Source organism: Acidovorax sp. SUPP2825 (assembly GCF_030158995.1).
Classification (GTDB): domain Bacteria; phylum Pseudomonadota; class Gammaproteobacteria; order Burkholderiales; family Burkholderiaceae_C; genus Paracidovorax.
Window position 1 is genome coordinate 68,883 of record NZ_BQXK01000019.1, and the last position, 22,985, is coordinate 91,867.

At 61.1% G+C, this 22,985-nt stretch carries 23 protein-coding genes and 1 tRNA gene; 8 read left to right on the forward strand and 16 right to left on the reverse strand.

What is annotated here, in order from left to right:
- Positions 1-22: 22 nt before the first annotated feature.
- On the forward strand, positions 23-925 hold the full coding sequence (locus AVAK2825_RS20145) for a LysR family transcriptional regulator (protein WP_284402235.1): 903 nt from the start codon (positions 23-25) through the stop codon (positions 923-925).
- A 344-nt stretch (positions 926-1,269) separates the two neighbouring features.
- Here the strand turns inward: AVAK2825_RS20145 and AVAK2825_RS20150 are convergent, their stop codons facing one another.
- Positions 1,270-1,629, reverse strand: a complete 360-nt coding sequence (locus AVAK2825_RS20150; RefSeq protein ID WP_284402237.1) for a hypothetical protein — start codon at positions 1,627-1,629, stop codon at positions 1,270-1,272.
- Between the two features lie 154 nt (positions 1,630-1,783).
- On the opposite strand from AVAK2825_RS20150, the gene AVAK2825_RS20155 reads away from it, so the two are divergent.
- The 4 genes from AVAK2825_RS20155 to AVAK2825_RS20170 all read left to right on the forward strand — a co-directional run bounded on the left by AVAK2825_RS20155 (position 1,784) and on the right by AVAK2825_RS20170 (position 2,891).
- Positions 1,784-2,095, forward strand: coding sequence for a hypothetical protein (locus AVAK2825_RS20155; RefSeq protein WP_284402239.1), 312 nt, complete (start codon positions 1,784-1,786; stop codon positions 2,093-2,095).
- 43 nt (positions 2,096-2,138) lie between these two features.
- A complete protein-coding gene (locus AVAK2825_RS20160) occupies positions 2,139-2,420 on the forward strand; it encodes a hypothetical protein (protein ID WP_284402241.1) in 282 nt (93 codons plus the stop codon).
- A gap of 111 nt (positions 2,421-2,531) precedes the next feature.
- Positions 2,532-2,708 (forward strand): DUF3606 domain-containing protein, encoded by a 177-nt coding sequence (locus AVAK2825_RS20165; protein ID WP_284402243.1) that lies wholly within the window; start codon positions 2,532-2,534, stop codon positions 2,706-2,708.
- A gap of 9 nt (positions 2,709-2,717) precedes the next feature.
- Positions 2,718-2,891 carry a hypothetical protein gene (locus AVAK2825_RS20170; RefSeq protein WP_284402245.1) on the forward strand — a complete coding sequence of 58 codons (174 nt, stop codon included), beginning with the start codon at positions 2,718-2,720 and terminating at the stop codon, positions 2,889-2,891.
- A gap of 423 nt (positions 2,892-3,314) precedes the next feature.
- On the opposite strand, the gene AVAK2825_RS20175 is transcribed toward AVAK2825_RS20170, so the two are convergent.
- From AVAK2825_RS20175 to tolB, 6 genes are all read right to left on the reverse strand, one after another.
- Entirely contained in the window at positions 3,315-3,932 is a 618-nt protein-coding gene (locus tag AVAK2825_RS20175) for a DUF4124 domain-containing protein (RefSeq protein WP_284402247.1), read from the reverse strand.
- Positions 3,933-4,152: 220 nt separating this feature from the next.
- Positions 4,153-4,228: transfer RNA gene (locus AVAK2825_RS20180), tRNA-Lys, on the reverse strand.
- A 69-nt stretch (positions 4,229-4,297) separates the two neighbouring features.
- Positions 4,298-5,077 carry a tRNA threonylcarbamoyladenosine dehydratase gene (locus AVAK2825_RS20185; RefSeq protein ID WP_284402249.1) on the reverse strand — a complete coding sequence of 260 codons (780 nt, stop codon included), beginning with the start codon at positions 5,075-5,077 and terminating at the stop codon, positions 4,298-4,300.
- 47 nt (positions 5,078-5,124) lie between these two features.
- Positions 5,125-5,919: a tol-pal system protein YbgF gene (gene ybgF, locus AVAK2825_RS20190; protein ID WP_502870570.1), complete on the reverse strand. Its 795-nt coding sequence runs from the start codon at positions 5,917-5,919 to the stop codon at positions 5,125-5,127.
- Positions 5,919-6,470 (reverse strand): peptidoglycan-associated lipoprotein Pal, encoded by a 552-nt coding sequence (pal, locus tag AVAK2825_RS20195; protein WP_284402253.1) that lies wholly within the window; start codon positions 6,468-6,470, stop codon positions 5,919-5,921. The genes ybgF and pal overlap by 1 nt, the downstream gene beginning before the upstream one ends.
- A 47-nt stretch (positions 6,471-6,517) precedes the next feature.
- Positions 6,518-7,837 carry a Tol-Pal system beta propeller repeat protein TolB gene (tolB, locus tag AVAK2825_RS20200; RefSeq protein WP_284402254.1) on the reverse strand — a complete coding sequence of 440 codons (1,320 nt, stop codon included), beginning with the start codon at positions 7,835-7,837 and terminating at the stop codon, positions 6,518-6,520.
- A 122-nt stretch (positions 7,838-7,959) separates the two neighbouring features.
- Here tolB and msbA point away from each other — a divergent pair, with 122 nt between their 5' ends.
- Positions 7,960-9,741 (forward strand): lipid A export permease/ATP-binding protein MsbA, encoded by a 1,782-nt coding sequence (gene msbA / locus AVAK2825_RS20205; protein ID WP_284402255.1) that lies wholly within the window; start codon positions 7,960-7,962, stop codon positions 9,739-9,741.
- A gap of 48 nt (positions 9,742-9,789) precedes the next feature.
- Here msbA and AVAK2825_RS20210 read toward each other — a convergent pair whose 3' ends face one another.
- The 6 genes from AVAK2825_RS20210 to mltG are packed head-to-tail and all read right to left on the reverse strand — an operon-like array spanning position 9,790 to position 14,430.
- Entirely contained in the window at positions 9,790-10,470 is a 681-nt protein-coding gene (locus AVAK2825_RS20210; protein WP_284402256.1) for an ankyrin repeat domain-containing protein, read from the reverse strand.
- The gene (locus tag AVAK2825_RS20215; protein ID WP_284402257.1) at positions 10,467-11,279 is read right to left on the reverse strand and encodes a TatD family hydrolase; all 813 of its coding nucleotides are present in this window, start codon (positions 11,277-11,279) and stop codon (positions 10,467-10,469) included. Before AVAK2825_RS20215 ends, AVAK2825_RS20210 begins: the two co-directional genes overlap by 4 nt.
- A 60-nt stretch (positions 11,280-11,339) precedes the next feature.
- Positions 11,340-11,699 carry a PilZ domain-containing protein gene (locus tag AVAK2825_RS20220; protein ID WP_272568678.1) on the reverse strand — a complete coding sequence of 120 codons (360 nt, stop codon included), beginning with the start codon at positions 11,697-11,699 and terminating at the stop codon, positions 11,340-11,342.
- Positions 11,700-11,717: 18 nt separating this feature from the next.
- Positions 11,718-12,722 (reverse strand): DNA polymerase III delta subunit-related protein, encoded by a 1,005-nt coding sequence (locus AVAK2825_RS20225; protein WP_284402258.1) that lies wholly within the window; start codon positions 12,720-12,722, stop codon positions 11,718-11,720.
- Positions 12,719-13,399 (reverse strand): dTMP kinase, encoded by a 681-nt coding sequence (gene tmk / locus AVAK2825_RS20230; RefSeq protein ID WP_284402266.1) that lies wholly within the window; start codon positions 13,397-13,399, stop codon positions 12,719-12,721. Before tmk ends, AVAK2825_RS20225 begins: the two co-directional genes overlap by 4 nt.
- A gap of 29 nt (positions 13,400-13,428) precedes the next feature.
- Positions 13,429-14,430: an endolytic transglycosylase MltG gene (gene mltG, locus AVAK2825_RS20235; protein ID WP_284402259.1), complete on the reverse strand. Its 1,002-nt coding sequence runs from the start codon at positions 14,428-14,430 to the stop codon at positions 13,429-13,431.
- A 46-nt stretch (positions 14,431-14,476) separates the two neighbouring features.
- Between mltG and ygfZ the strand changes: the two genes are divergently transcribed.
- Complete coding sequence (gene ygfZ, locus AVAK2825_RS20240; protein WP_284402260.1) at positions 14,477-15,394, forward strand: CAF17-like 4Fe-4S cluster assembly/insertion protein YgfZ; 918 nt, start codon at positions 14,477-14,479, stop codon at positions 15,392-15,394.
- Between the two features lie 69 nt (positions 15,395-15,463).
- Here the strand turns inward: ygfZ and AVAK2825_RS20245 are convergent, their stop codons facing one another.
- On the reverse strand, positions 15,464-15,736 hold the full coding sequence (locus tag AVAK2825_RS20245; protein WP_284402262.1) for a hypothetical protein: 273 nt from the start codon (positions 15,734-15,736) through the stop codon (positions 15,464-15,466).
- Between the two features lie 609 nt (positions 15,737-16,345).
- On the opposite strand from AVAK2825_RS20245, the gene AVAK2825_RS20250 reads away from it, so the two are divergent.
- Positions 16,346-18,718: a DNA polymerase II gene (locus AVAK2825_RS20250; RefSeq protein WP_284402263.1), complete on the forward strand. Its 2,373-nt coding sequence runs from the start codon at positions 16,346-16,348 to the stop codon at positions 18,716-18,718.
- Between the two features lie 276 nt (positions 18,719-18,994).
- On the opposite strand, the gene AVAK2825_RS20255 is transcribed toward AVAK2825_RS20250, so the two are convergent.
- Both AVAK2825_RS20255 and AVAK2825_RS20260 read right to left on the reverse strand, forming a co-directional pair.
- The gene (locus tag AVAK2825_RS20255; protein WP_284402264.1) at positions 18,995-22,498 is read right to left on the reverse strand and encodes a DEAD/DEAH box helicase; all 3,504 of its coding nucleotides are present in this window, start codon (positions 22,496-22,498) and stop codon (positions 18,995-18,997) included.
- Positions 22,498-22,985 (reverse strand): Hachiman antiphage defense system protein HamA (locus AVAK2825_RS20260; protein WP_502870571.1); only part of this gene is annotated, 488 nt, incomplete at its 5' end. The genes AVAK2825_RS20255 and AVAK2825_RS20260, both read right to left, overlap by 1 nt.

Here is a 22,985-nt window from a genome sequence, read left to right on the forward strand (position 1 = left end):
GATCAATTCATCCGAATCTTCAATGAATATCTCCACACGGCAGATCGATGCCTTTCTCGCCCTGGCCGGCCAGCGCAGCTTCACGCGGGCGGCCGCGCACTGCCACTTGTCGCAGCCCGCCTTCAGCGCCCTCATCCGCACGCTGGAAGATGCGATGGGACTGCGGCTGTTCGACCGCAGCACGCGCCATGTGGCCCTGACGGCGGAAGGTGAGGATTTTCTGGAGTCCGCGCGCCGCATCCGGGCCGAGGTCGACAACGCCTTCGCCGCCGTGCACGACACCGCCACGCTGCGCCGGGGGCGCGTGGCGATCGCCCTGCTGCCCTCGCTCGCGGCGGGCTGGCTGCCCGGCGTGCTGGCGGCGTACCGCGCGGCCCATCCCGGCATCGAACTGGACATCGCCGATGTGCTGTCGGAACCCTGCATCGAGCGGGTGGCCACGGGCAAGGCCGATTTCGCGTTGGCCGCCATCCGGGCCGATACGCCGGAACTGCAGGCCGAACCGTTCAGCAGCGACGGCTTTCACTTGGTGTGCCGCGCCGACCATCCGCTCGCGCGCCGCCGGCGCCATGGCGGCAAGGTCGTTGCGCTGCAACCCGCCGACCTGGCAGCATTCCCTTTCGTGCATCTGGCGCGAACCAGCAGCGTGCGCCAGTACCTGGAGGCAGCGCTGCACCCGCAGGCGATGAACACGCTCATGGAAGTGGAACAGCTCGCCACCGTGATGGGCATGGTGCGCGCGGGCCTGGGCATCAGCGTGGTGCCCACGCTCACGCTGTTCCACTTCGACCAACCCGGGCTGGTGACGCGGCCGCTGGCATTGCCAGGGCTGACCCGCCAGATCTACCTAGTGCGGCGCCGGGACCGCAGCCTGTCGGTCGCGGCCCAGACGATGTATTCCCTGGTCATGGAACACCGGCCTTGAGCGCCGTCAGGCGCTACTTTTTCATAGCAAATAAAGGCGTGGATAAAGCGGTAAAAGCCGATCGGGCTCAAGACCTGCACTAGGCTGCGGCGCGCCGTACCGGCTCAGTGGTGAGGCGGCGGCTCCTGCACGGGCGGCCCATCGCCTCCGGGGGGGTCTTCGACGGGGGGCACAGGCGTCCAGGCGGGCTGGGGCGGCGTGTCCAGCGGAGGCTGCGGGGTGGTCGGGGTCGGAATGGGGATGGAGGACGCGTGCATCGATGGCCTTTCAAGGGACAGTGAAAACGTTGGGGTCGGCTGGGCCGCTGCAGCGGAGAAACAGGCGCCGGCAGCATGCAGCAAGCCCTATTCCGTCTTCTTTCGGTCATCGAGCTCGCCGATCAGCGCCGCACCCTGGCGTGAGGACAACCGGGGTTCCTTGTGCGCATCGCCTCCGTAGTCCAGACCCAGGCCGCGTGCCGAGCCGGAGGCATCGACGGCGGCGATCGGGCCGGTGGGATGCTCATGCACCGCGTCTTCCGGCGCGCGGTTGGCGTACGTGGATTCGTCACCGCTGGCTCCGAAGTGCCGGGGACCTTCGCCATCGCCCCGGTTCTCGCCGTCCACTTCGCCACGGCCGCGCGCGTCGTCGCGCATTCCATAGAGGTTGAAATGGCCCTGATCGCGCTGGCGATCCTGCTCGGGCGTCAATTTGTCGTATGCCATTTTTTTCGCTCCTGAAAAGGAAGCTGCCAGCGTATGCCGCACATGGCCGGGCAGGTGTAGGACCAGCGCTTCCAAGGGTCGGGCACTAAAAACCCGGATGAAAGTTGCGTCAAAATACTGTAAATTCATACAGCATCAACCCAAGGAGTACGCCATGGAAACGGAAGAGCTCACCTACACGGTCACCCTGCGCGACTATCCGGAAAACCTGCCCGAACGCGAGCGCAACAACGCGGAACGCCGCTATGCCAAGGCGATGGAAAAGGCCTTCGGCTCCGCCGCCCAGGTCGCCGCGGCACTGGACACGCTGCGCAGCCTGGAAGAGTCGCCGCCAGAAGTGGTGCCACCCGCCGATCTCGCCTTGCTGCGGCAATGGGGCAAAGCCAGTACCGCGGCGCGCCAAGCCGCGTTCCAGGGTTTGGGCGAGGCGGAAAGCGCGTACTTCGACGTCCATCTGGCGGGATGAACCGCCGTTGTTGCCCATACTTTCCCCACCCATTCCCACACCCATGGGCTTCGACCAAATCGCCATCGCCTTGCTGGGCGCCGCCGCGGCGTGGCTATCTCAATCGCGCCACGAGGAACGCCGGCGCTGGGCCTGCATCTTCGGCATGCTGGGCCAGCCCTTCTGGTTCTATGCCAGCTGGACGGCGGGCCAATGGGGCATCTTCGCCGTCAGCGTCCTCTACATGGGGGCGTGGCTTCGCGGCCTGTGGATCCACTGGCTGACCGCGCGCGAAACGCCGCAGGGCATCGGCACCATTCAACTGGCCCCGCAACGCAGGCCTTGACCGCCGCCCATGGCCATCGGGGTCTATGGCATTGTCCTGCGGCAATCGTCCTACGCGAAGCCCGGGAGCGGCAGACCTAGCATGGCGGTCTCATTCCATCAGGAGCCACGCATGTCGGACGACGCCACGAAAACTGCGCAAGACCGCAAGCTCATCAGCCTGGCCGAGGACTATGAGGTGCGCGACTGGGCCCGGTCTCTGAATTGCACCGAGGAAGAGTTGCGCATCGCGGTAAAAGCCGTGGGCAATTCTGCGCAGGCGGTGCGTTCCTATTTGGCGAATCGGTAGGTAACCACCATGTGGGAAGAACCGGTTGGAAAATTGGCGGATCTCCGGCAAGTGTGCATGCCGGATGCACCGGATGATGTACAGGGTGCCAATCCCGCGCTGCTGCCGCAGCAGGCACATCAAGCACACGAGGCCCGCGTGCAAATGAGCCATGCGGACGCGCCTTCGCGCCAGTTTTCTTGAGGGTTGAGCGTTTGCAGCAACGGGGCTGGCAAGGGTGATCGACGCTAGGCAAGCGCTTGACTTTTGCGCACCGCCCCGTGCGCCGTCGAGGTCAACCCGCCATTTTGCACCAATCCTCCACTTTCCATGCAGTGGGACAACATGGGGGCCAACAGCGCCTAATATTGACCTGTCGACACTCCCTGTCGACACCTCCCTTTCTTGCTCTTGAGCAAGTTTCAGCCCGCCTTGTGCGGGCTGCCTTTTTTGTGCCGCCGCTTTCATTCGCACCGTGGCGATTCGATGCGCGAACGATTCACTTCAAGGCCAAAGGAAAGCGCTGAATGCGATCGCACCCGCACTCATGCAGGGCATCGCAAACGCCGTGCAATGAATGGTCAACCGGCGTGGCGCCCCCCCTCCGTCAAACCGGACGACGCATCTTCATTGGCATGTCCAGGCCATGCCGGCCCCGGTACACGTCTGTCCATCCGGCGCCGTCAGCACACCGTTCCCGCTTCGGCCATAAGCGGCACCCCGATCGTCGTAGCAGAACTTGGTGTCGCAGTGCGTCATGACGATCTGCCGGATCACAGGGAGTGGTGGTTCCTGAATGAGCGGTGTCTGCGTACCGCATGAGGCATTCACTCCGCTGATCGCGGCGTTCATGCGTGAACGCTTTTCTGCACCAGACAGGGTGCGGATACTGGAGACAAACTCCAACTCCTTTTGCGCGGCACGGCACTCGGCGGTGGGCTGCGTTTGCGCCATGACAGTCGGCGCTGGTGAAGTCGTTGGAGTGGGACGGCGTTGCGCGTCCTGTTCGGCGCGCTGCTGTTGCGCCTTCAGCTGATGGGCCCGAGCCGCCTCCGTCCGTTCCTGCTGCAACACTTCCGCCGTTTTACGCTGTTCGATCTGTGCACCCGCCTGGCCTGCCTGGCAGGGCTGATCGGAATACGTGAGCTTGCCTGTGGCATCTGCGCACCGATGAACCTGCGCTGTACTCGATAGCGTCCAGCCGCACAGCACCATGGCCACCATGGCGAGTCCCTTGGTATTCATATATGACCTCCGTGCCGAGACTCTAGCAGGCGAAACGCAGCAACGTCGCGCACCAGAGGCTGAGTTCGGCGCGACATTGCAACAGCAGGTTCGAGTGCGAAACGCACAGTTTCAGTCGCCGCTAAACGGGCACTGGTCGCCCGCTGCAGAAGAAAGCCCATCACACCCATACAAAGCAAAAAGCGCTGCAACTGGAACAGCTGCAGCGCTTCGCATGATCTGGTGGGACGTGCGGGGGTCGAACCCACGACAAACGGATTAAAAGTCCGCTGCTCTACCAACTGAGCTAACGTCCCAACCTTTGCCACATCGGCATGGAACCCATGCAGCAAAGCCTCGAATTATAGCGTCTTTTCCAGGCGGATCTACCGCTTTGGCACGGTTGCCAGCATGTCCAAGACCCATCCGGCAGCGCATTGGCCAAACGTGGCGGTCACCGCCACCACCGAGCCATAGCCATGGCAATTGAGTGAACCGTCACCATCGCCGGCGATATCACATGACGCATGGGGAGGTGCCACCGCTTCCCGGCTGAACACGCACTGGACACCGATGCGGCGCCCCTCTTTCGCAGCACCATAGTGTTTGCGCAGCCGGTAACGCATCTGGGCGAGCAGCGGATCGTGCGTGGTGTTCGACAGATCGTCGATGTCCACCTTGTGTGCCAGCCGTTTGCCGCCTGCAGCACCCACCGCCACCAGCCGATGCTTACCGCGAATCGCCCAGTCAGCGATCAGCGCCTTGGTCTTGACCTGGTCGCAGGCATCCACCACCGCATCGACTCCATGCGGCAACAAGGCCGGCCAGTTGCCGGCATCCGCAAACTCCTCGATGCACGTCACCTGGCAGTCAGGATTGATCTGTCCAATGCGGTCTCGCATGGCTTCGACCTTGGCCTGGCCCACCGTGCTGGACAGGGCATGGATTTGGCGGTTGATATTCGACTCCGCAACCTGATCCAGGTCGATCAAAGTGAGGCGCCCGACACCGCTGCGCGCCAGCGCTTCCGCAGTCCAGGAGCCCACGCCGCCAATGCCCACCACGGCCACATGCGCGTTGCGAATGCGCTCGGCGCCGTCCACGCCATACAGCCGCTCCAGGCCGCCGAAGCGGCGCTGGAGATCGGCGGTGTTGGCATCCGGCATCGCATGGACGTGCGAATGGATTTCTGCCGAAGGCTCTACCGCGCCACTCACTTCAGGCGCGACAAGCGTTCTTTGGCCGCTCCAGCCGCTTCGGACTGGGGATAGACGCGGATCAGATCTTCCAGCGTCTTGCGGGCGGCGCGAGTGTCCTTCAACTCGATCTGGCAGTTGGCGATCGACAACGCGGCCTCCGGAGCGCGTGAATGGTCAGGTGCAGCAGCCAACAAGGCCTTGAAGTTGTTGATGGCTTCCTTGTAATCGCGTGTGGCGTATTGGGCATTGCCCAGCCAGAACCTCGCCGAAGGTACATAGCCGCTGCGCGGGTATTGCTTCAGGAAATTTCCGAATGCGCTCACGGCATCCGGAAACTTGCCGGTGCGAAAGACCGCCAATGCCGCATCGAAATCCCGCTTTTCGGCGGGATCGGCCTGGAACTCCTGACCATCCATCGTGACCTTGGCAGGTTCGAACTGGCGCAGCCGTTCGTCAACGCCTTGGGCGATGTCTTTCTGACGGCGCTGCAACTCCGAGACATCCCGCAGCAACTGCTCGTTCTGCCCACGCAGATTGGCCTGCTCGGTCCGCAGGGTTTCGATCTGCGTTTGCAGATCTAGCAGGCTTCGGCGCATCTGGGAAGTCTCGTCGCCAGAGCGGCGAAGATCGTCACCCGCACGCTGGTTGGCCTGTTGCAGCGTGTCCACACGCTGGCGCAATTCCAGAATGGCGCGGCGTGCTTCTTCATCCTCGAACAGCGCGGCGTGGCTTGCCGGAGCGAAAGCCGCCGACAGGGCCAAGGCCAGCAGGGCAAGTGCCTTGCGGGGAACCACCATCTGCGCGCTCATCAACGGTAAGACAGCTCAACGCGGCGATTCTGGGCGTACACGTCTTCCGTGCTGCCCTGTGCCGCAGGCTTTTCCTTGCCGAAGCTCACGGCTTCCATTTGCGCTTCCGACACGCCCAGCAAGGCGAGCGAACGGCGCACCGCTTCTGCGCGCTTTTGGCCAAGGGCCAAGTTGTATTCGCGGCCGCCACGTTCGTCGGTGTGGCCTTCGATCATGACCTTGCGGTTCTGGCCTGCCTTGATGAAACGGGCGTGCTGCTCGATCAGCGACTGGAACTCCGGCTTGACCGCATAGCTGTCGTAGTCGAAGTACACGATGCGGCTCACGCCGACAGGGCCTGCGCCATCGCGCGCCGACTGGCTCAGGTCCACGGGAGCGACACCGCTTTGCGAAGCGCCGTTGGGGTTGGCGCCGGCATTGCCTGGCATCGTCGACGTGGCGCCCTTGTCTTCGACAGGCACGTCTTCCAGCTTCACGCCGGAGCTGCAGCCGGCCACGATGGCTGCTGCGATGAAGATGGCGGAAATGCGTTTGAAGGGAAAGCGGTTCATTGAAATACTCCTCAAGTCCAAATGATCAAAAAATCGAAAGATGACGGTCACTGTTTTTGGAACGGGCCCCAGTCGGGCTCGCGGATATCACCGCCCTGCCCGGCCAAGCGTGCCTTGATCTTGCCGTCCAGCGTGGTCGTCATGAGCGCTTCACGGCCTTGTTGCTGCGTCGCGTAGACGATCAGGCGGCTGTTGGGCGCAAAGCTGGGGTTTTCATCCGCAGTGGTGTCAGTCACGGCCGTGGCCGTACCCGTCGCCAGATCCATGACGTGCAACTTGAACGCACCGCCTATGCGCGAGACGTAAGCCAACCACTTGCCGTCGGGGCTGATGCTGGGGGAAATATTGTAGGAACCGGTGAACGTCACACGCTCGGCATTGCCGCCCGAGGTGCCGACCTTGTAGATCTGCGGCGCACCGCCCCGGTCGCTCACGAAGTAGATGCTCCGGCCATCGCTCGAGAACATGGGCTCGGTATCGATGCCGGTGCTCTGCATAAGCCGACGCGGCTCCCCGCCATTGGCATCGATGGTGTAAAGCTGCGAGCCACCGTCACGGCTCAGGGTCACGGCGAGCGTGCGGCCGTCGGGAGACCATGCAGGCGCGCTGTTGGAACCCCTGAAGTTGGCGATCAGGCGGCGCCGGCCTGAGGCCACATCGTGCACATAGACGACCGGCTTGCGCGACTCGAAAGACACATAAGCCAATTGCCCACCGCTAGGAGACCAGGCCGGTGAAATGATGGGTTCCGGGCTGGACAACGCCGATTGCGCGTTCTCTCCGTCCGCATCGGCCACCCAGAGGCTGTAGCGCGGGCCGGACTTGGTCACATACGCGATGCGGGTCGAGAACACGCCGCGCTGGCCCGTGAGCTTTTCGTAGATGAAATCAGCGATGCGGTGGGCCACCAGACGCAGGTCGCCCTGCGTGACCACGAAGCTCTGGCCACCGAGGTCCTGGCCGCGCACCACGTCCCACAAACGAAAGCGGATGTCGAAGCGACCATCGGGCAAGCGCGTGATGCTACCGGTCGTGAGCGATTCCGCCCCCTTTTGCTTCCACAGGGCGACGTCGGGTCGCGACGTTTCGTCGAGCGCTGGTCCGGAAGAATCGACCGCCCGGAACTGGCCACTGCGCTCCAGGTCGGCCTGGATGATGGCCGAGATCTTTTGCGGGGACTGCGCCTCGCCACGGAACGGCGAGATCGCAAAGGGAAGCTGGGTCAAACCCACGCCGGTGATCTCGACCCTGAATTGGGCCAGTGCGGGCAGTGCGGAGGAAGAAACCAGCGCGGTGATAGCGTGCCGGCGAGAGAGGTGCGGCAGGGCCGCAGCAAGAATGGAGGATGGATTTCGGTCAATAGTCATTGGCAGCCATCGGATACCGAGCAAATGCCGGTGGACAGACCGTGGATGTTACACACTGGTGGGATACCCCTGTGACAAACTGTGCGAGGTTTGGATGCGGTCCTACGTAGAATCCGCGCCTCATGCACGCCCCAGACCCCCGCCCCCTTCCGGCTTCCGAACAAACCGCCCGCCTCACCCTGGCTGCCAGGCTCCGGCGGCTTTCCGTTTATTTCGGCAACCAGCGCTCCGCATGGACCCTCGCCGTGCTGGCCACGCTGGTCGGAGCGGTCACCGAGCCCCTCATTCCCGCCCTGCTCAAGCCCTTGCTCGACCAGGGATTCACCGAAGGCTCCTTGAAACTCTGGATGGTCCCGCTGGCCATCATGGGTGTGTTTCTGGTGCGGGGATTGGCGCAGTTCGCGGGTCAATACGCCCTCGCCCGCATTGCTAACGAAGGCATGATGAAGCTGCGCGAGGCGCTCTTCGACCGCCTGCTCGCAGCCGAAATGGCGCTGTTCACGCGGCAGTCGGCCAGCACTCTGTCCAACACCGTGGTGTACGAAGTGCAGACCGGTGCCACGCTGCTCGTGCAGGCGCTGATGGGGCTGTCTCGCGACGGATTCACCCTGATTGCGCTGCTGGGTTACCTGCTCTACCTCAATTGGCAGCTCACGCTCATCGTCGCCATCGTGGTGCCGGGCGTGGCCTGGATCATGAAGACGCTGTCCCGGCGGCTCTACCGCATCACCAAAAGCAGCCAGGAAGCGACCGACCAGTTGGCCTATGTGGTGGAAGAAAACGTGCTGGCCCATCGCATGGTTCGGCTGCACGGGGCACAACCCAGCCAGTCGCGGCGCTTCGGTGTTTTGAGCCAGAGCCTGCGGCGACTGGCCATCAAGGCCACCATCGCCTCGGCGGCGATGACCCCCCTCACCCAGTTGCTCGCCGCTGCAGCCCTGTCGGGCGTGATTTGCGTGGCGCTCTGGCAGAGCCATGCCAGCGGCGACCGTGATGTGACCGTGGGTGGCTTTGCGGCATTCATCACCGCCATGCTCATGCTCATCGCACCGATCCGCCGCCTGGCGGACGTGGCCAATCCCGTGACCCGGGGGGTCGCGGCCCTCGAACGCGGATTGGCCCTGCTGGGAGACACCCGGGCAGAGGACGGAGGCGACCACGCGCCCGAGCGCACCTCGGGAGCCATTACCCTGGAAGACGTCACCGTGGCGTTCGGCGACGAGCAGGCCATGGCCCTGGACCACGTGAACCTGACCGTGCACCCTGGAGAAACCGTGGCGCTCGTAGGCCCGTCCGGCGCCGGGAAAACCACTTTGGTAAACCTGTTGCCCCGCTTCATCGCGCCGAGCGCCGGCCAGGTCCTCCTGGATGGCCAGCCTGTATCGCACTGGAACCTGCAAGCCCTGCGGTCGCAATTTGCCATGGTCAGCCAGGACGTGGTGATGTTCAACGACACGGTGGCAGCCAACGTGGCGTTGGGCGGCGAAATCGATGAGCAGCGCGTGCAGGACTGTCTGGCCGCCGCGAACCTGGCCGAGCATGTGGCGGCGCTGCCTTCCGGCATGCACACCGTAGTGGGGCACAACGCGACGCAGCTGTCGGGCGGGCAGCGCCAGCGCCTGGCCATCGCTCGAGCGCTTTACAAGGATGCGCCGATCCTCATCCTGGACGAAGCCACATCGGCACTGGATACCGAATCAGAGCGTCTGGTGCAAGACGCACTGCAGCGCCTCATGCAGGGGCGTACCACGCTCGTGATCGCTCACCGCCTGTCCACCATCGAGCATGCCGACCGGGTGGTGGTGATGGAGCGGGGACGCATTGCCGAACAAGGCACGCACGCTGAATTGATCGCCCAAGGCGGCCTCTACGCCCGGCTCCAGGCCCGCCCTGGGGGGCACTGACCCTCCGCTGCGCTCGAGACCTGACCGAAGGCGAAACGCTCCGCCGCCCTACCACTGCCCGCGGCGGGGTTGCCGCCGGCGCACGGCCTCTGCCACAAGTTCCTCCATGTCCTTGCGGTCGGCACGCCGCGCGAAGTCAGCGGCACCCAGACCGATCTGATTGCGCAGCGTGGGGTCCGCTCCTTCGTCCAGCAGCAGCTTGGCCACGTCGGCCGTGCCGTAGCTCACTGCCATCATCAAGGGCGTGGTGCCATTGGGGGACGCGGCGTCGATGTAGGCATGGTTTTCCAACAGCAGCGTGGTGATGGCCGCCTGCTGCGGCGTGGTGCCGGAGGCCGCATAGTGCAGAGGCGTCCACCCCGTCTTGTTGACATCCGCATCCTTGGCAATGAGCGCGCGCGCCGCCTCGACATTGCCCTTGATCGCTGCCAGCATCAACGGGCTTTCATCCTTGACGTTCCGCTCTTCCACCTTGATGCCCTTGGCCGCCATCAGCGCCGCAAAGGCGCGCATGGAGCCTTCTTTCAACGCAAGCGTGAGCGCGACCTCACCCTTCGGATTGCGCGTATTCGGATCGAATCCCCGGCGTACCAATGAGTTGATGCTGGAGTCGTCGTCGCGCAATACGGCGGTAAAGAAATCCTCATACGCACCGGCGTGGGCACATGCGCTGCACAGCGCCGCGGCGGCCAAAGCGAGGGAAGCGAGCACTCGGCGACGGACCATCATGATAGGGTGGCTCCAGAAAAGAACAGTGTGTCGAAATTGCGGCTCGTGGCCAGCGCCACCTCCTGCACGGGCATCCCTTTGACGTCGGCCAACTGCTGCGCCACGAAGGGAACGTAGGACGGGTTATTGGTCTTGCCACGGTAGGGCACCGGCGCAAGGTAGGGGCTGTCGGTTTCGATGAGCATCCGGTCCAAGGGCACGAAAGCCGCCACATCCCGCAAATGCTGAGCGCTCTTGAACGTCACGATGCCGGAAAACGAAATGTAGTAGCCCAGTTCGAGGGCTGCGCGAGCCACTTCAGCAGTCTCGGTGAAACAGTGGAACACACCACCCGCACGGTTACCGACTCCGTTCTCGCCCTCTTCGCGAAGGATGGCCAAGGTGTCGTCCGAGGCGCTTCTCGTGTGGATGACCAAGGGCTTGCCGCACGCGCGGGCAGCACGGATGTGCGTTCGGAAACGATCACGCTGCCATTCCAGATCGGCGATGCTGCGTCCCCCCTTGCGGTCTTCCATGCCGTAGTAATCGAGGCCGGTCTCGCCGATGGCAATCACCCTCGGCAAGGCAGCACGATCGAGCAGATCCTGCTCGGAAGGTTCGGCAATGCCTTCGTTGTCGGGATGCACGCCCACACTGCTCCAGAAGTTGTCGTAGGCCATGGCCAGCCCATGCACATCGGAGAACTCCTCCAGGGTGGTGCAGATGCAGAGCGCACGATCCACGCTGGCATCAGCCATGGCTTGGCGAATGGCTGGCAGTTGGGAGACCAAATCCGGAAAGGTGAGATGGCAGTGGGAATCTGTGAACATGCGCGATCCAAACAAAAATGCCGACCGGCAGTCGGTCGGCATGGCAACGGCGCGGGGCGCTCAGAGGGTCTGTGTCGGCCGATCCGATCCCAGGCTGGTCCCCAGCAACTCTTCGATCTTGAGCTTGAGAATGCGGGATTTTTCGTCCCTCGGAAACTGAATGCCGACCCCCTGTGTCCGATTCCCGGCCGCCCGAGCGGGGGTCACCCAGGCCACTCGCCCCGCGACAGGATAACGCTGCGTGTCTTCCGGCAACGTCAGCAGCACGTAGACATCATCGCCCAGCTTGTATTCGCGCTGCGTCGGTACAAAGATGCCGCCTTCGGCAAACAAGGGGATGTAGGCCGCATACAGAGCCGCCTTCTCCTTGATGGCCAGCTGCATGACGCTGGGACGGGGCGCGGTAGAGGGGCTGCTCATGGTCTTGGGGCGTCTTCTTCAATGGCGCGAGTGTAGGGTGTTTCGCGCCTGGGCAACAAGCGCTTCCAGCATGAGCCCCGCATTGAAGGGGTGATCGGCGGTACGTGCCTCTTTTGCCAAAGCCTTCGCCCAGCGGCTCAACGGCCCGAGGCCCGGCGGCGTCGGCAGGTCCGCCACTGCAAAGTAGCGTGGCGCCGCGCCGACCCGGCACGCCATCAGGTCATGGCAAAGTTTCTGCAACGCGTCCACCGCCTGGGCAGGAGACGCATCGGCTAACACGGTGACATCACCCCTGGCGACCGCCTTGGGCAGTTGCGACCACGATTGCGGGCTGCGCCCGGCACGGGCCAAGCTCAGTGCGTCATCGGGACGACCACCACACGCCCGCAAAAATGCGCTGGCGGCTTCGGATTCCAAACCTTGATGAACCAGCCAATTCACCATGTCGGGTTCGGTGGGCCATTGCATCGTGTGCCCCAGGCAGCGGCTTCGGATGGTGGGCAGCAATTGGTGCGCCGCCTCGGTGGCCAGCACAAATCGCACGTCGCCTGCCGGCTCCTCCAGCGTCTTGAGCAACGCATTGGCCGTGACGTTGTTCATCTGCTCAGCGGGGTACACGAGCACAGCCTTGCCACGCCCGCGGGCAGAAGTACGCTGCGCGAACTGCACGGCGTCCCGCATGGCATCCACTCGGATCTCGCGGCTGGCCTTGCGCTTCTTGTCGTCGATTTCAGACTGCGCCTTCTCCGGCAATGGCCAGCCGCGCTCCATCATCTGCGTTTCGGGCATGAGTACGCAAAGATCCGCATGCGTTCTCACCTCGACTGCATGGCAACTGCCGCAGTGACCACATGCGCCATCATTTGTGGGCGTATCGCACAACCAGGCCCGTACCAACTCCATGGCCAACGCATATTGGCCTAGTCCAGACGGGCCACTCAGCAGCCACGCATGACCCCGCTGTGCCAGCAGCGTCTGGCGTTGCGCGGCGATCCACGGGGCGATCAATGAAGGATGGCTCATGATGCACCCGCGCCAACGTCTGAAGGGCCCGCCTGCAGCCAGCCTCGCTGAACAAGCGAGCCGGTCAATTGCGACCACACCGCATCCCGGGGCTGTCCTGCGTCCAGGCGCACGAAGCGCTGCGGCGCCGCCGAGGCGCGCTCGGCATAACCCTGCCGCACCCGGCCAAAAAAATCGGCAGGCTGCGATTCGAAGCGATCGGGAGCACGTGCATCGGCCAGGCGTGCAGCGGCCATCTCCGGAGGAAGATCGAACCAGATCGTTAGATCAGGATCGCGCATTTTTTCAGGCTCCAGCGCAATACCTGATTGGGTGATGCGCTCCAAAATAGATAGCACCTTCGCATCGAAGCCGCGTCCGCCGCCCTGATACGCGAAAGTGGCATCCGTGAAGCGGTCGCACAGCACCACCTCGCCCCTTGCCAATGCAGGCTCGATCACGCAGCGCAGGTGGTCACGGCGGCCCGCGAACACCAGCAGCGACTCCGTGAGAGCGTCCATGGCGTCATTCAGCAAAAGCGCGCGAATCTTTTCCGCCAGCGGCGTGCCTCCGGGTTCCCGAGTGACCGTGACGGTTTGGCCTTGGCACCGAAAGGCCGCAGCCAAGGTGTCGATATGCGATGACTTGCCAGCACCATCGATGCCTTCGAATGTGATGAACCGGCCCGCTGGCTCCATGGTGGACTTTCTGCCGTGTTGGGGCATGGTCAAGGCTGCCCCCGCTGGTAGCGGTTGACGGCACGGTTGTGCTCATCGAGGGTCGGGCTGAACTGGCTGGTCCCATCGCCTCGGGCAACGAAATACAAGGCGTTGGTCTTCTCGGGCTGGACTGCAGCGATGAGCGAGGCTTTGCCCGGCATCGCGATGGGCGTCGGGGGAAGGCCGGGACGGGTGTAGGTGTTCCAGGGCGTGTCCGCAAGCAGGTCACGTCGGCGCAAGTTGCCGTCGAATTTTTCACCCAGACCGTAAATCACGGTGGGATCGGTTTGAAGCAGCATGCCCGCCTTCAATCGGTTGCTGAAGACGCCCGCGATCTGTGCGCGGTCGGAAGAACGGCCCGTTTCCTTTTCCACGATGCTCGCCAGGGTGAGGGCTTCGTCGGCGCTTCGCAAAGGCGTGTCCGCCGCACGTTGCGCCCAAGCCGCCTCCAGGCGCCGGTCCATGGCATGCATCGCCCGGCGAAGCACGGACAAATCGCTGCTGCCTTTGGCATAGGTGTAGGTATCGGGGAAAAAGCGGCCCTCCGCCGGCACGCCCGGGCGCTCGAGGCGCGCCATGATGGCGTCGTCAGCGAGGCCTTTGGTATCGGGCTTCAACTGGTCTTCCCGCGCCAGCGCCTGGCGGACCTGCCGAAAGGTCCATCCCTCTACCAGGGTGACGGCGCGCAGAGCCTCTTCCCCACGCACGAGTTTTTGCAGCAGCTCGCGTGGGGTGGTACCTGTCGGAATTTCGTAGTTCCCGGCTTTGATCAGGCGGTCCTGGCCGGACAGGCGAAACCAGGCGTAGAGCAGACGGGGATCGGCGTCGACACCGGCGGCGACCACATCACGCGCGACACCGCGGGGCGTAGTGCCCGGCTCGATCGCCAACTCCAGCGGTTGCGCGGAGGACACGCCGCTGCGAACGGGCATGGGCTGGTGCAACCACCACACCGCTGCCGCAGTCGCGGAGCAAACAATGACTAGCAACAACGCGAAAAAACGACGCACAACCTTGGCAGCCTGTAGGGAAGGAACCGGGCATCATAATTCAGCCATGACTTATCCCTTGAATGGCATAGCCCCCCTGCCCCACCTCGGCGTGATTCGCGTGGAAGGGGAAGATGCAGCGAAATTCCTGCATGGCCAGCTCACCCAGGATTTCGCGCTGCTGGGCATGGATCAGGCCCGATTGGCCGCATTCCTTACCGCCAAGGGACGGGTGCAGGCCAGCTTCATCGGCTTCAAGCGCAGCGCCACGGAAGTGCTGTTGATTTGCAGTGGCGACTTGCTCGCTCCCACGCTCAAACGGCTGTCCATGTTCGTGCTGCGTGCCAAGGCCCGGTTGAGCGATGCCACGGCAGATTTCGCCCTGTATGGCTTGGCAGGGGATGCGGTGACCGCGCTGACAGCGGGTGAGCCACCCTTACCGTGGTCCAAAGCCGATCGGGACGTTGCCACTGTGGTGCATCTGTATCCGGCAGTGGGTCAGCCGCGCGCACTGTGGGTGGCACCGTCCACCGCACCTGCGCCGGTCGGGAATTTTCTCGCGCCCGGATTGTGGGAGTGGAGCGAAGTCCAAAGTGGCGTGGCAACCCTGACAGCGCCCCTCGTGGATTTGTTCGTGCCTCAAATGTTGAACTACGAATCCATCGGAGGCGTGAATTTCAAGAAAGGCTGCTATCCCGGCCAGGAGATCGTGGCTCGCAGTCAATTCCGTGGCACATTGAAACGACGCACCTATCTCGCCCACGCAGCCCAACCCATTGCGGTCGGATTGGAGGTCTTCGCCGCCAGCGACAGCGAACAACCTTGCGGTGTGGTGGTGCAAACAGCAGCGTCTCCAGATGGCGGAGTGGATGCCCTGGTGTCCCTCCAAATCGCCTCCACAGGCGAATCGCTGCGCGCAGGCGGCGCGGAGGGAGTGACCCTTGCGTTAGGAACGCTTCCTTATGCTTTGCTGGAAGACATCTGAACTGAAAACCTGCATGAAGATTCGTGCAGGCCTCTTGCATGCTTGATTTCGCCCCTTCGGCGAGCTAAATCACCTTCTCGTAGTACTTTCCACCTGCGGTTCATCCGGCTTGCGCGCACCGGAAGCAAAATCGGAGAGTGCGACCATGGCTTCGTCGCGGTTAGGCCAATGGCCATCGGGTAGAGGCAAGTTATGGCCGTCTACTTGGATCTGCGCGAAGTAGTAACGCCCTGCCTTGCTCAGGCACAACTCGGCCGTGTAAGTGGCTCCGTCGGCCACCCCAAAAACTGTCTCTTGCGCGTGCTTCTCATGCATTTCCAGCCCTTTCAGAATTTTTCCCATTCTGAGCAGGTGGCCTCATTGTTCTTGTAGGCGGCTTGGCCTTGTACAACGCCAAGCCGTGCTCAATTCATGATCTAACTGAAATTGGTAAACACCACGCGCATAAGAAAAAAGCGCTGCAATCTTTTGATTGCAGCGCTTTTGATGACTTGGGGTGGCTGATGGGGAGCCACCAGCCATATTCAAATTCAAGCCTGGCGCGGGTTTCCAGAGGTTGTTACACAGCCGTGTGTGACAGTTAGTGTATCAAAGAAAGCCATCCAAACGACCGATTCTTAGACCCGTTTGGCGGCCTAACGGAAGCGTTAAATTGGCTGCATCAAATTTGAAACTTTGTGGGAGCAAAAGGCAAAGGCATATGCAAAAGAGCGGCTCAATCCTGCAAGCATCGCGATGCTTGAATACTTCACGCGCCAATAGGCTGACAGCAGCGCACGCATTCAGAATCAACAACCAGCTAAAGCGACTTGTGTGCGTCAATTCACCTTGCGGTTCGAGCCCAAACGCTAACCCCTGATAGCATCAGCTGCTTCGCTGTTGCGCACCGGTGTTGAAAGACCGAACGCTTTTTTCAGGTGCTTGCCTGCTCGTTTGCTTCTCCGCGCCACCGTGCCCATTTCTGCTGAGAACGGTTTCATCCTCACTCGCCAATGGCGGGACACGCACGCCGGCACGGAGCTCATCTACTGGCTTGTCACCGATACCGGCCCGCTGAAGGTTGTCCTCACAGAACAGGTCTCGGTCGCCTTCGTTGAGGCACGCCACCGTGCAACGGTGGAATCGCATATGGTGTCATTGCCTGGCTTGCAGCTCAAGGAACTGGAGCTGAAAACCCTCCAGCATGCTCCCGTCCTTGGCATCTACGCTCGCAAGTTCCGCCTGATTAGCAAACTGGCACGCGCGCTGGGGCCTCAGGGGATTCTGCTGCTGGAGGCCGATGTCCGGCCCCACGAGCGCTACTTGATGGAGCGCTTCATCACCGCAGGAGTTTCGGTGGAAGGTGGCACCGTGAAGGATGGAGTGCTCTTTGACGGCCGCCTGAAGTCTGCCCCGGCGTACCGCCCCAATTTGAAGGTCGTCTCGCTCGACATCGAGACGAGCCAGTACGAGGAGCTGTACTCCATTGCCTTGGACGGTACTGGACTGCGCACTGTCTTCATGCTGGGCGATGCGCCTCATGGGCCCATCTCCCAGTCAGACTTCGAACTGATATACCTGCCAACCCGCAAGGCGCTGGTCGAGCGTCTTAATGACTGGTTCGAAGAACACGACCCTGACGTCATCGTCGGCTGGAGCGTGGTGCAGTTTGACCTGCGCGTGTTGCAGAAGACTGCCGAAGTAGCTGGTGTGCCGCTGCTGCTCGGCCGGGAGCGCCAGCCTATCGAGTGGCGCACGCATCCCGGCAAGCAGGGCTACCTCTTCGCCCCCATGCCTGGGCGCGTTGCCATTGACGGTATCGAGGCCCTTAGAGCCGCAGTCTGGAGCTTCCCCTCCTTCAGTCTGGAGAACGTCTCGCAGCAGCTGTTGGGAGAGGGAAAAGACATCGGCGACGAGTACGACAAGATGGCGGAGATTGAGCGCCGCTACCAAGAGGACAAGCTCGCCCTGGCTACGTACAACATCCGTGATTGTGAGCTGGTCCTCCGCATCTTCGAGAAGGCCAAGCTGCTGGAATTCGTGCTCGAGCGGGCCCAGACCACGGGCCTCCAGGCAGACCACTTCGGGGGCTCCATCGCTGCGTTCAGCCACCACTACCTGCCCCGCATGCATCGCCAGGGCTACGTGGCACCCAACGTTGGTGACATCGCTAGCAAGGCCTATCCTGGTGGCTACGTGATGGACTCAAGGCCGGGCTTCTACGACTCGGTCGTGGTGCTTGACTACAAAAGTCTTTACCCTTCCATCATCCGAACCTTCCTCGTCGACCCGGTGGGATTCGCGGAGGCCGCCGTGGCTACCGACGGGGCCCAGCTGGTTCCAGGTCCCGAAGACACACTGTTCTCGCGCGAGAAGCATTGCTTGCCCGAAATCGTGACCACGCTGTCTACTGCTAGGGATGAGGCAAAGCGGGTCAAGAACGAGCCGCTATCCCAGGCTCTGAAACTGCTGATGAACTCATTCGCGGGCGTGCTCGGCGCCTCGGACTGCCGGTTCTTCAACCCGAAGCTTGTCTCGGCCGTAACCTTGCGCGGGCACGAGATGATGAAAATCACGAAGGGCTTGGTGGAAGAGCGCGGGTACCACGCCATCTACGGTGACACAGACTCCATCTTCATTTGGCTTGGCCGTACCCGTACGAACGCGGAAGCGCATGCAATAGCCGCCTCCCTAGCGAAGGACATCAACGCCTGGTGGACCCGCAAACTTCGCGATGAGATGGGCCTTCAGAACTTCTTGGAAATTGAGTTCGACACGCACTACAAGAAGTTCTTCATGCCGACCATCCGTGGTTCTGACGTGGGGAGCAAGAAGCGATACGCCGGGCTGAGCTCTGACGCCAACGGAAAGGAAGAGATGGTGTACCGCGGGCTGGAGATGGCCCGCAGCGACTGGACACTGCTTGCGCGGCGTTTCCAGGAAGGGCTGCTGTCTCGCATCTTCCAGGGCGAGCCGTACAGGGAGTTTGTTGTGGAATACGCTCGAGACACGCTCGCTGGCCAGAAAGACGACCAACTCATCTACCGCAAGCGGCTGCGGCATCGTCTCGACGAGTACCAGTCCAATGTACCTCCGCAGGTTCGCGCCGCGCGGCTCGCCGACGAGCACAACGCTCGCCTCGGGCGACCCATGCGCTACCAGCGCGGGGGGTGGATTCAGTACGTCATGACGAGCAGCGGGCCCGAACCTCTTGAAGCACGGCGGTCTCGCATCGACCACGAGCACTACCTGACCGCGCAGCTCCAACCCATTGCTGACGCCATCTTGCAACCGATGGGTGAGAGCTTCACTGCGCTCACGTCGACGCAGCGCGGGCTGTTTTGACGCAATGTGATTTGGCGGCCTGAGCCGGCGCATGCTCGCCGATGTCCCTTCCCATGCATCTATCTGGCGTTTATCAGCAGGCGCTCACCCTGGCCCCGGCACGACGGTATTGACCGACTACCGTACTTGGCCAAATCTAAACACCGATAGCTATAACTGTGTAAAAAAGGCCGAAAATTACGTCGCCGCCGCCCTTTCGACAGCAGCTCGGCAAGGCCCGGCCCAATTTTTGGCATCCTGCTGCAACCCGCGCCAGTATTAGGTTTACTGAGCGAACTAGTGCACAGTAACAAGGTCATTGGGGCCTATGTACTCAAAGGAAATAGTGTTTAAAGCTCCCGTAGCGGTCGCGATGGAGAGCCCAATGGCGGCCCGATTAAAAGCATAGCCAATCTTGCCAACCTCCTTGAAGTCCGCGGTGTAAATCGCGTCTTCCTTGCCTACTCCCCCACCCAGCCTCAGTGGGGTCCCAGGTGGCATGGGCACGTTGTGCCAAGTAACAGGCCCGGTGTATGTGGTCGCAGACCAAGGCTTGATGTATCCGCCACCGTGAGGTGCAGTGAAGTCAACCCATAACTCATGTGATTCCGGCGTGGGCCAAGCGAAGTCCTCTCTGCGCCCCCGAACTTCTTCGGATGCGAGCCAAGCTCTCATTCCAGCAGGAGAATCGAAATTGGCGGCCGTCGCCATAACAGCACGAATTGCGCCTAGCCTGGATGCAAAGCCGGCTTTAATGAGCGTGGCGGCAGCTACCGATAAAGTTCCAGTTTCTATCGATGCAACCGCATTCGCACTACCGTAGCTAGCCACAGTAATCTCATCCGAGAATGGGTCATTATGCGCCTCCGCCCTCACTCGCACAGCCTCCATTGCCCAAGGCAGGTTGTAGACAAAAGCGCGTTCAATCAGATTAACAGTGTCATCAGGGTCATTTCCAAAAATTTCTGGGACTGGCACCCCTCGAAGCCACAACTCCAATATGCGTTTCCAGTCTGCAGGTGGGTCTGTAGGACGGAAAGGGGGAATTTCAAAGGCGATATCTGCAAAGCCAATGATGGCCTGAATTGCTGTATCGACATCTCCGGAGTCTACGGCCACGTTTGCTGCCAGCAGTAAATATTCGAGCTCTTGCGCTTTGCCATCGAGCGCTTGCCCGGTAGTCAGGCCTACACCTGCAAGAAAGTAGCCACGACGTTGTGAGGAGGAGGAATTGGACCAGATGAAACGCACTCGAGCTTTCAACCCACCGATTAATAGACGTTTTATCGTAGCCTCTTGACGCACGAGTCGTCGATTGAGCAGCGAGTTAGTTAGCACTGCGTCAAGCGCTGCCTCAATATCCTCGTCTGCTACCTGCGCATCACCAAGTAAGCTAAAGATTGCGGTATCCAGGCTCGCCAGCTGTTTTGGCCAAGCAGCCTCCGACTCTTCTGCTCGCCAGCCTTTCTCGAACTTGATAAATGGAAAATCCCATCCCCCCTGATTTGCAACGTATTCGAGCACAGCGCTTACGTCGGCAGTATTTAGCTTTCTTGCCACCCGCACTAGCAGCGACTTGAGCAGTTCCAAAATCCCGCTTTCCATCTCGCGGCCCTTCGTACTCGCGATGAGCCCGTCCCAGGCAGAGCGGCGATTTCCATGGTCATCAAACATGGGGTAAAGCACCAGCCCCTCTATGTCAATGTAGGCGCGCCCAGCACGACCAACGACATTTCGAAACTCCGAGATGTCAATGCTCGAAGCATTTCGGGTGTGTCCATGAAACACCAAACTGGTTGCAGCAAGATTCAAACCCTGTGCAAGAGTCGGCGAGGAAACTGTTAGATTCAAAACACCATCTCGTAGCAGACGCTCTATCTCTTTTCTGAATGATGTAGGCAGCTCTCCGTGATGCACCGCAACACCCAAGCGCAAGCACTTGAGAATTTCGTGATTCGGACCGAACCATTCAGAACCGACTGCGAGGGCTGAGCTGAGGACCTCTATTGGAGGCGCTGGCATAGGCACGATAAGCCCGTCATCAACCATCCGGAGGATACGTTTGGCAAAGGGGAGAACCGACACCCGAAGCGGGCAGAAAACCAAGACAGACTGCCCCTCCTCAAGCAGTCGCCAGGCACTGAAGATACATAAATCAGTTTGAGAAGCTGGGTAGACTTTCGCGTTCTTCCTGGTCGTCAAGGTCTTGCCTATGACAAACTTGGGAACAAACGGATGCTCGTCACCAACTACGACGTTGAGCTGCGCAACTTTACTAGCGGGATTCCAGTCAACCTCCCCAAATCGCAACCGAGTAGGACGCCAGTCGTTTTTGATAAGCCCATCGATGCGGTCGGATGTGAGCCACTTGGTGAAGTCCTCAAGTTGGTCCCCATCAGGCAAGATAGCCGAAAGGCAAACAATCCGTCTGCCGGCCGCGTCAGCACGCCGCAGAAGGCGTTGAATCTGCGCCTCATACCGGACCTCGCGTTCTCCTATGCCAATCATATGACCCTCGTCCAAGACGACCAATCCGATGTCGTCCAAGAGCTCGGGGTTACTTCGGAGTGCAAAGTCTAATTTCTCGGGCGTGGAGACCACAATGTCCTGAGACGTGAGGGCGGCCACATCACTCGAGCTTGCACCAATGCTGCCATAGAGACTCGACACCGTCTTACCTAGCGGCCCGAAGGTCCGCCTTAGCGAAACCTCGGTTTGCGCCGATAGCGCCCGAAGTGGAGTTACAAAGACCACCCGCTTTCCACCTGCAAGGCAGGCCAAGATACACAGCTCTGCAATACGCGTCTTTCCTGCGCTAGTCGGCAATGAAAGTACCAAATTAGTGTCAACCTCGAGCACTCGTTTCGCTGCGTCAATCTGGGAGGGCCACAGCTCAACCTCTGCCCTGCGTCGACGCAAGAGCGAGGCAACAAATAGCTTTCGCAAATTTACCCACTCACCCATCTCTGCGCCGGCAGGACCTTGAGTAGGCAATAGTGCATGGAAGCTACTCGTCCAAAGTCCGTCGACGATGTATACCGCCAGCCGATGAGTCCACCATTGGCTAACCAAGTTCAACTCTCCTGCAACAGCAAGTCCTTCTCGCAACCGATTCTGGGCTTGCAGTATCAGAAGTTGGTCCCCTCGCTCCAAGGCGAGCAGTGTTTGAGACATTGCTGATAGAAAGTTGCCTTCCAATGCCAGGGTCATTGCCTCAATGACGCCTTCATCTTCAAAGTTCTTATTCTCAAGCTCAGCGTCAACATCCTTAGCGAGTGCCCCAATAAGGTTTTTGTCCGAACCTACCCCCGATTCGAACCAGCGCGACACCGCAGCATTGACCCCATCAAGGTCACGCAGCATAAGTTGAGCCAAACAGCGTTCGACAACGGAAAGGTTCGACTGGCCCAGCCCTCTAAACAGCATTGAGTAGGCGCGAGCCGAGTACCTGCCAAGGTGATAGGCCCCACCCGCCATGAGGCGGTGAAAGTCGCGGTCCTCATTCACCTCGCCGCGCGCCACTACGGCCTCAATGGACTCTGCAGACACCTCGAAGGCCACTCTGGCAAGAGAAAAACTGCCTCCCAAGTCCAGATACCGCAACCCATGCAGCAATAGCGAGTACCCAAAGGACAGCAGGTCCTCAGACAGTTCGGGGCTAAAAAGAGGCGCGTCGATAGGCAAAAGCCCAGCCCGCCAAATCATTCCGCGAGCCTGTCCTCGTGCCAGCAACTTTTGCCGATATCCAGGGGTGATAGCGGCTTCAATGTTCGCCTGCAACTCTTCAAGCGTGGTTGCCATTAGACCTCCACTGCAGCGAACACGGAGCTGATGAAATTCTGATGGTCTTCAACACGAACACCTACATAGTGCTGCGCTGACGCACCCGTATAACACGCTAGGTTTTTGGTCAGCATCGCAGTTGTGTCATTGCCGGAGAACGTAAAGAGCATGTGAGTGACATGCGTAGGTCTCAGACTCCGCTTCATTTGCGCATCGTCCAGTGCATCCCGAAGTAGTTTATCTTCTGCCAATTCAAGCCTGTCAGCCACAAAACTCATTGCATGAGGCGAGGGAAGCTCGCCAAATGCCGATAGCGCGTTGCGGGCCGTGCTGACCGTACCAGCTTGCATTTTTGTTCCGCTTTTGGCTTCAGCCTTCAGGGAACCTCTCAAAACCCATCCGGTCCCTTGTTGATCGAGAACGCGTGCTCCATCCTTTGCCATGATCACTCCCCGTAGCGCCCTGAAGTTCGACCTGTTCGCTGAGGCCTCGCGCCAACACAAGA

Excerpts from the sequence above, each read along its gene's own strand:
- AVAK2825_RS20210 (WP_284402256.1), bottom strand. The coding sequence starts at position 10,470 with ATGATGGTCCGTCGCCGAGTGCTCGCTTCCCTCGCTTTGGCCGCCGCG.
- ygfZ (WP_284402260.1), top strand. The coding sequence starts at position 14,477 with ATGACTTATCCCTTGAATGGCATAGCCCCCCTGCCCCACCTCGGCGTG.
- AVAK2825_RS20215 (WP_284402257.1), bottom strand. The coding sequence starts at position 11,279 with ATGTTCACAGATTCCCACTGCCATCTCACCTTTCCGGATTTGGTCTCC.
- ybgF (WP_502870570.1), bottom strand. The coding sequence starts at position 5,919 with ATGAGCGCGCAGATGGTGGTTCCCCGCAAGGCACTTGCCCTGCTGGCC.
- AVAK2825_RS20185 (WP_284402249.1), bottom strand. The coding sequence starts at position 5,077 with ATGCCGGATGCCAACACCGCCGATCTCCAGCGCCGCTTCGGCGGCCTG.
- tmk (WP_284402266.1), bottom strand. The coding sequence starts at position 13,399 with ATGGAGCCAGCGGGCCGGTTCATCACATTCGAAGGCATCGATGGTGCT.
- AVAK2825_RS20155 (WP_284402239.1), top strand. The coding sequence starts at position 1,784 with ATGGAAACGGAAGAGCTCACCTACACGGTCACCCTGCGCGACTATCCG.
- AVAK2825_RS20170 (WP_284402245.1), top strand. The coding sequence starts at position 2,718 with ATGTGGGAAGAACCGGTTGGAAAATTGGCGGATCTCCGGCAAGTGTGC.
- AVAK2825_RS20165 (WP_284402243.1), top strand. The coding sequence starts at position 2,532 with ATGTCGGACGACGCCACGAAAACTGCGCAAGACCGCAAGCTCATCAGC.
- AVAK2825_RS20220 (WP_272568678.1), bottom strand. The coding sequence starts at position 11,699 with ATGAGCAGCCCCTCTACCGCGCCCCGTCCCAGCGTCATGCAGCTGGCC.
- AVAK2825_RS20225 (WP_284402258.1), bottom strand. The coding sequence starts at position 12,722 with ATGAGCCATCCTTCATTGATCGCCCCGTGGATCGCCGCGCAACGCCAG.
- AVAK2825_RS20245 (WP_284402262.1), bottom strand. The coding sequence starts at position 15,736 with ATGGGAAAAATTCTGAAAGGGCTGGAAATGCATGAGAAGCACGCGCAA.
- AVAK2825_RS20150 (WP_284402237.1), bottom strand. The coding sequence starts at position 1,629 with ATGGCATACGACAAATTGACGCCCGAGCAGGATCGCCAGCGCGATCAG.
- pal (WP_284402253.1), bottom strand. The coding sequence starts at position 6,470 with ATGAACCGCTTTCCCTTCAAACGCATTTCCGCCATCTTCATCGCAGCA.
- AVAK2825_RS20145 (WP_284402235.1), top strand. The coding sequence starts at position 23 with ATGAATATCTCCACACGGCAGATCGATGCCTTTCTCGCCCTGGCCGGC.
- tolB (WP_284402254.1), bottom strand. The coding sequence starts at position 7,837 with ATGACTATTGACCGAAATCCATCCTCCATTCTTGCTGCGGCCCTGCCG.
- AVAK2825_RS20160 (WP_284402241.1), top strand. The coding sequence starts at position 2,139 with ATGGGCTTCGACCAAATCGCCATCGCCTTGCTGGGCGCCGCCGCGGCG.
- AVAK2825_RS20255 (WP_284402264.1), bottom strand. The coding sequence starts at position 22,498 with ATGGCAACCACGCTTGAAGAGTTGCAGGCGAACATTGAAGCCGCTATC.
- AVAK2825_RS20175 (WP_284402247.1), bottom strand. The coding sequence starts at position 3,932 with ATGAATACCAAGGGACTCGCCATGGTGGCCATGGTGCTGTGCGGCTGG.
- msbA (WP_284402255.1), top strand. The coding sequence starts at position 7,960 with ATGCACGCCCCAGACCCCCGCCCCCTTCCGGCTTCCGAACAAACCGCC.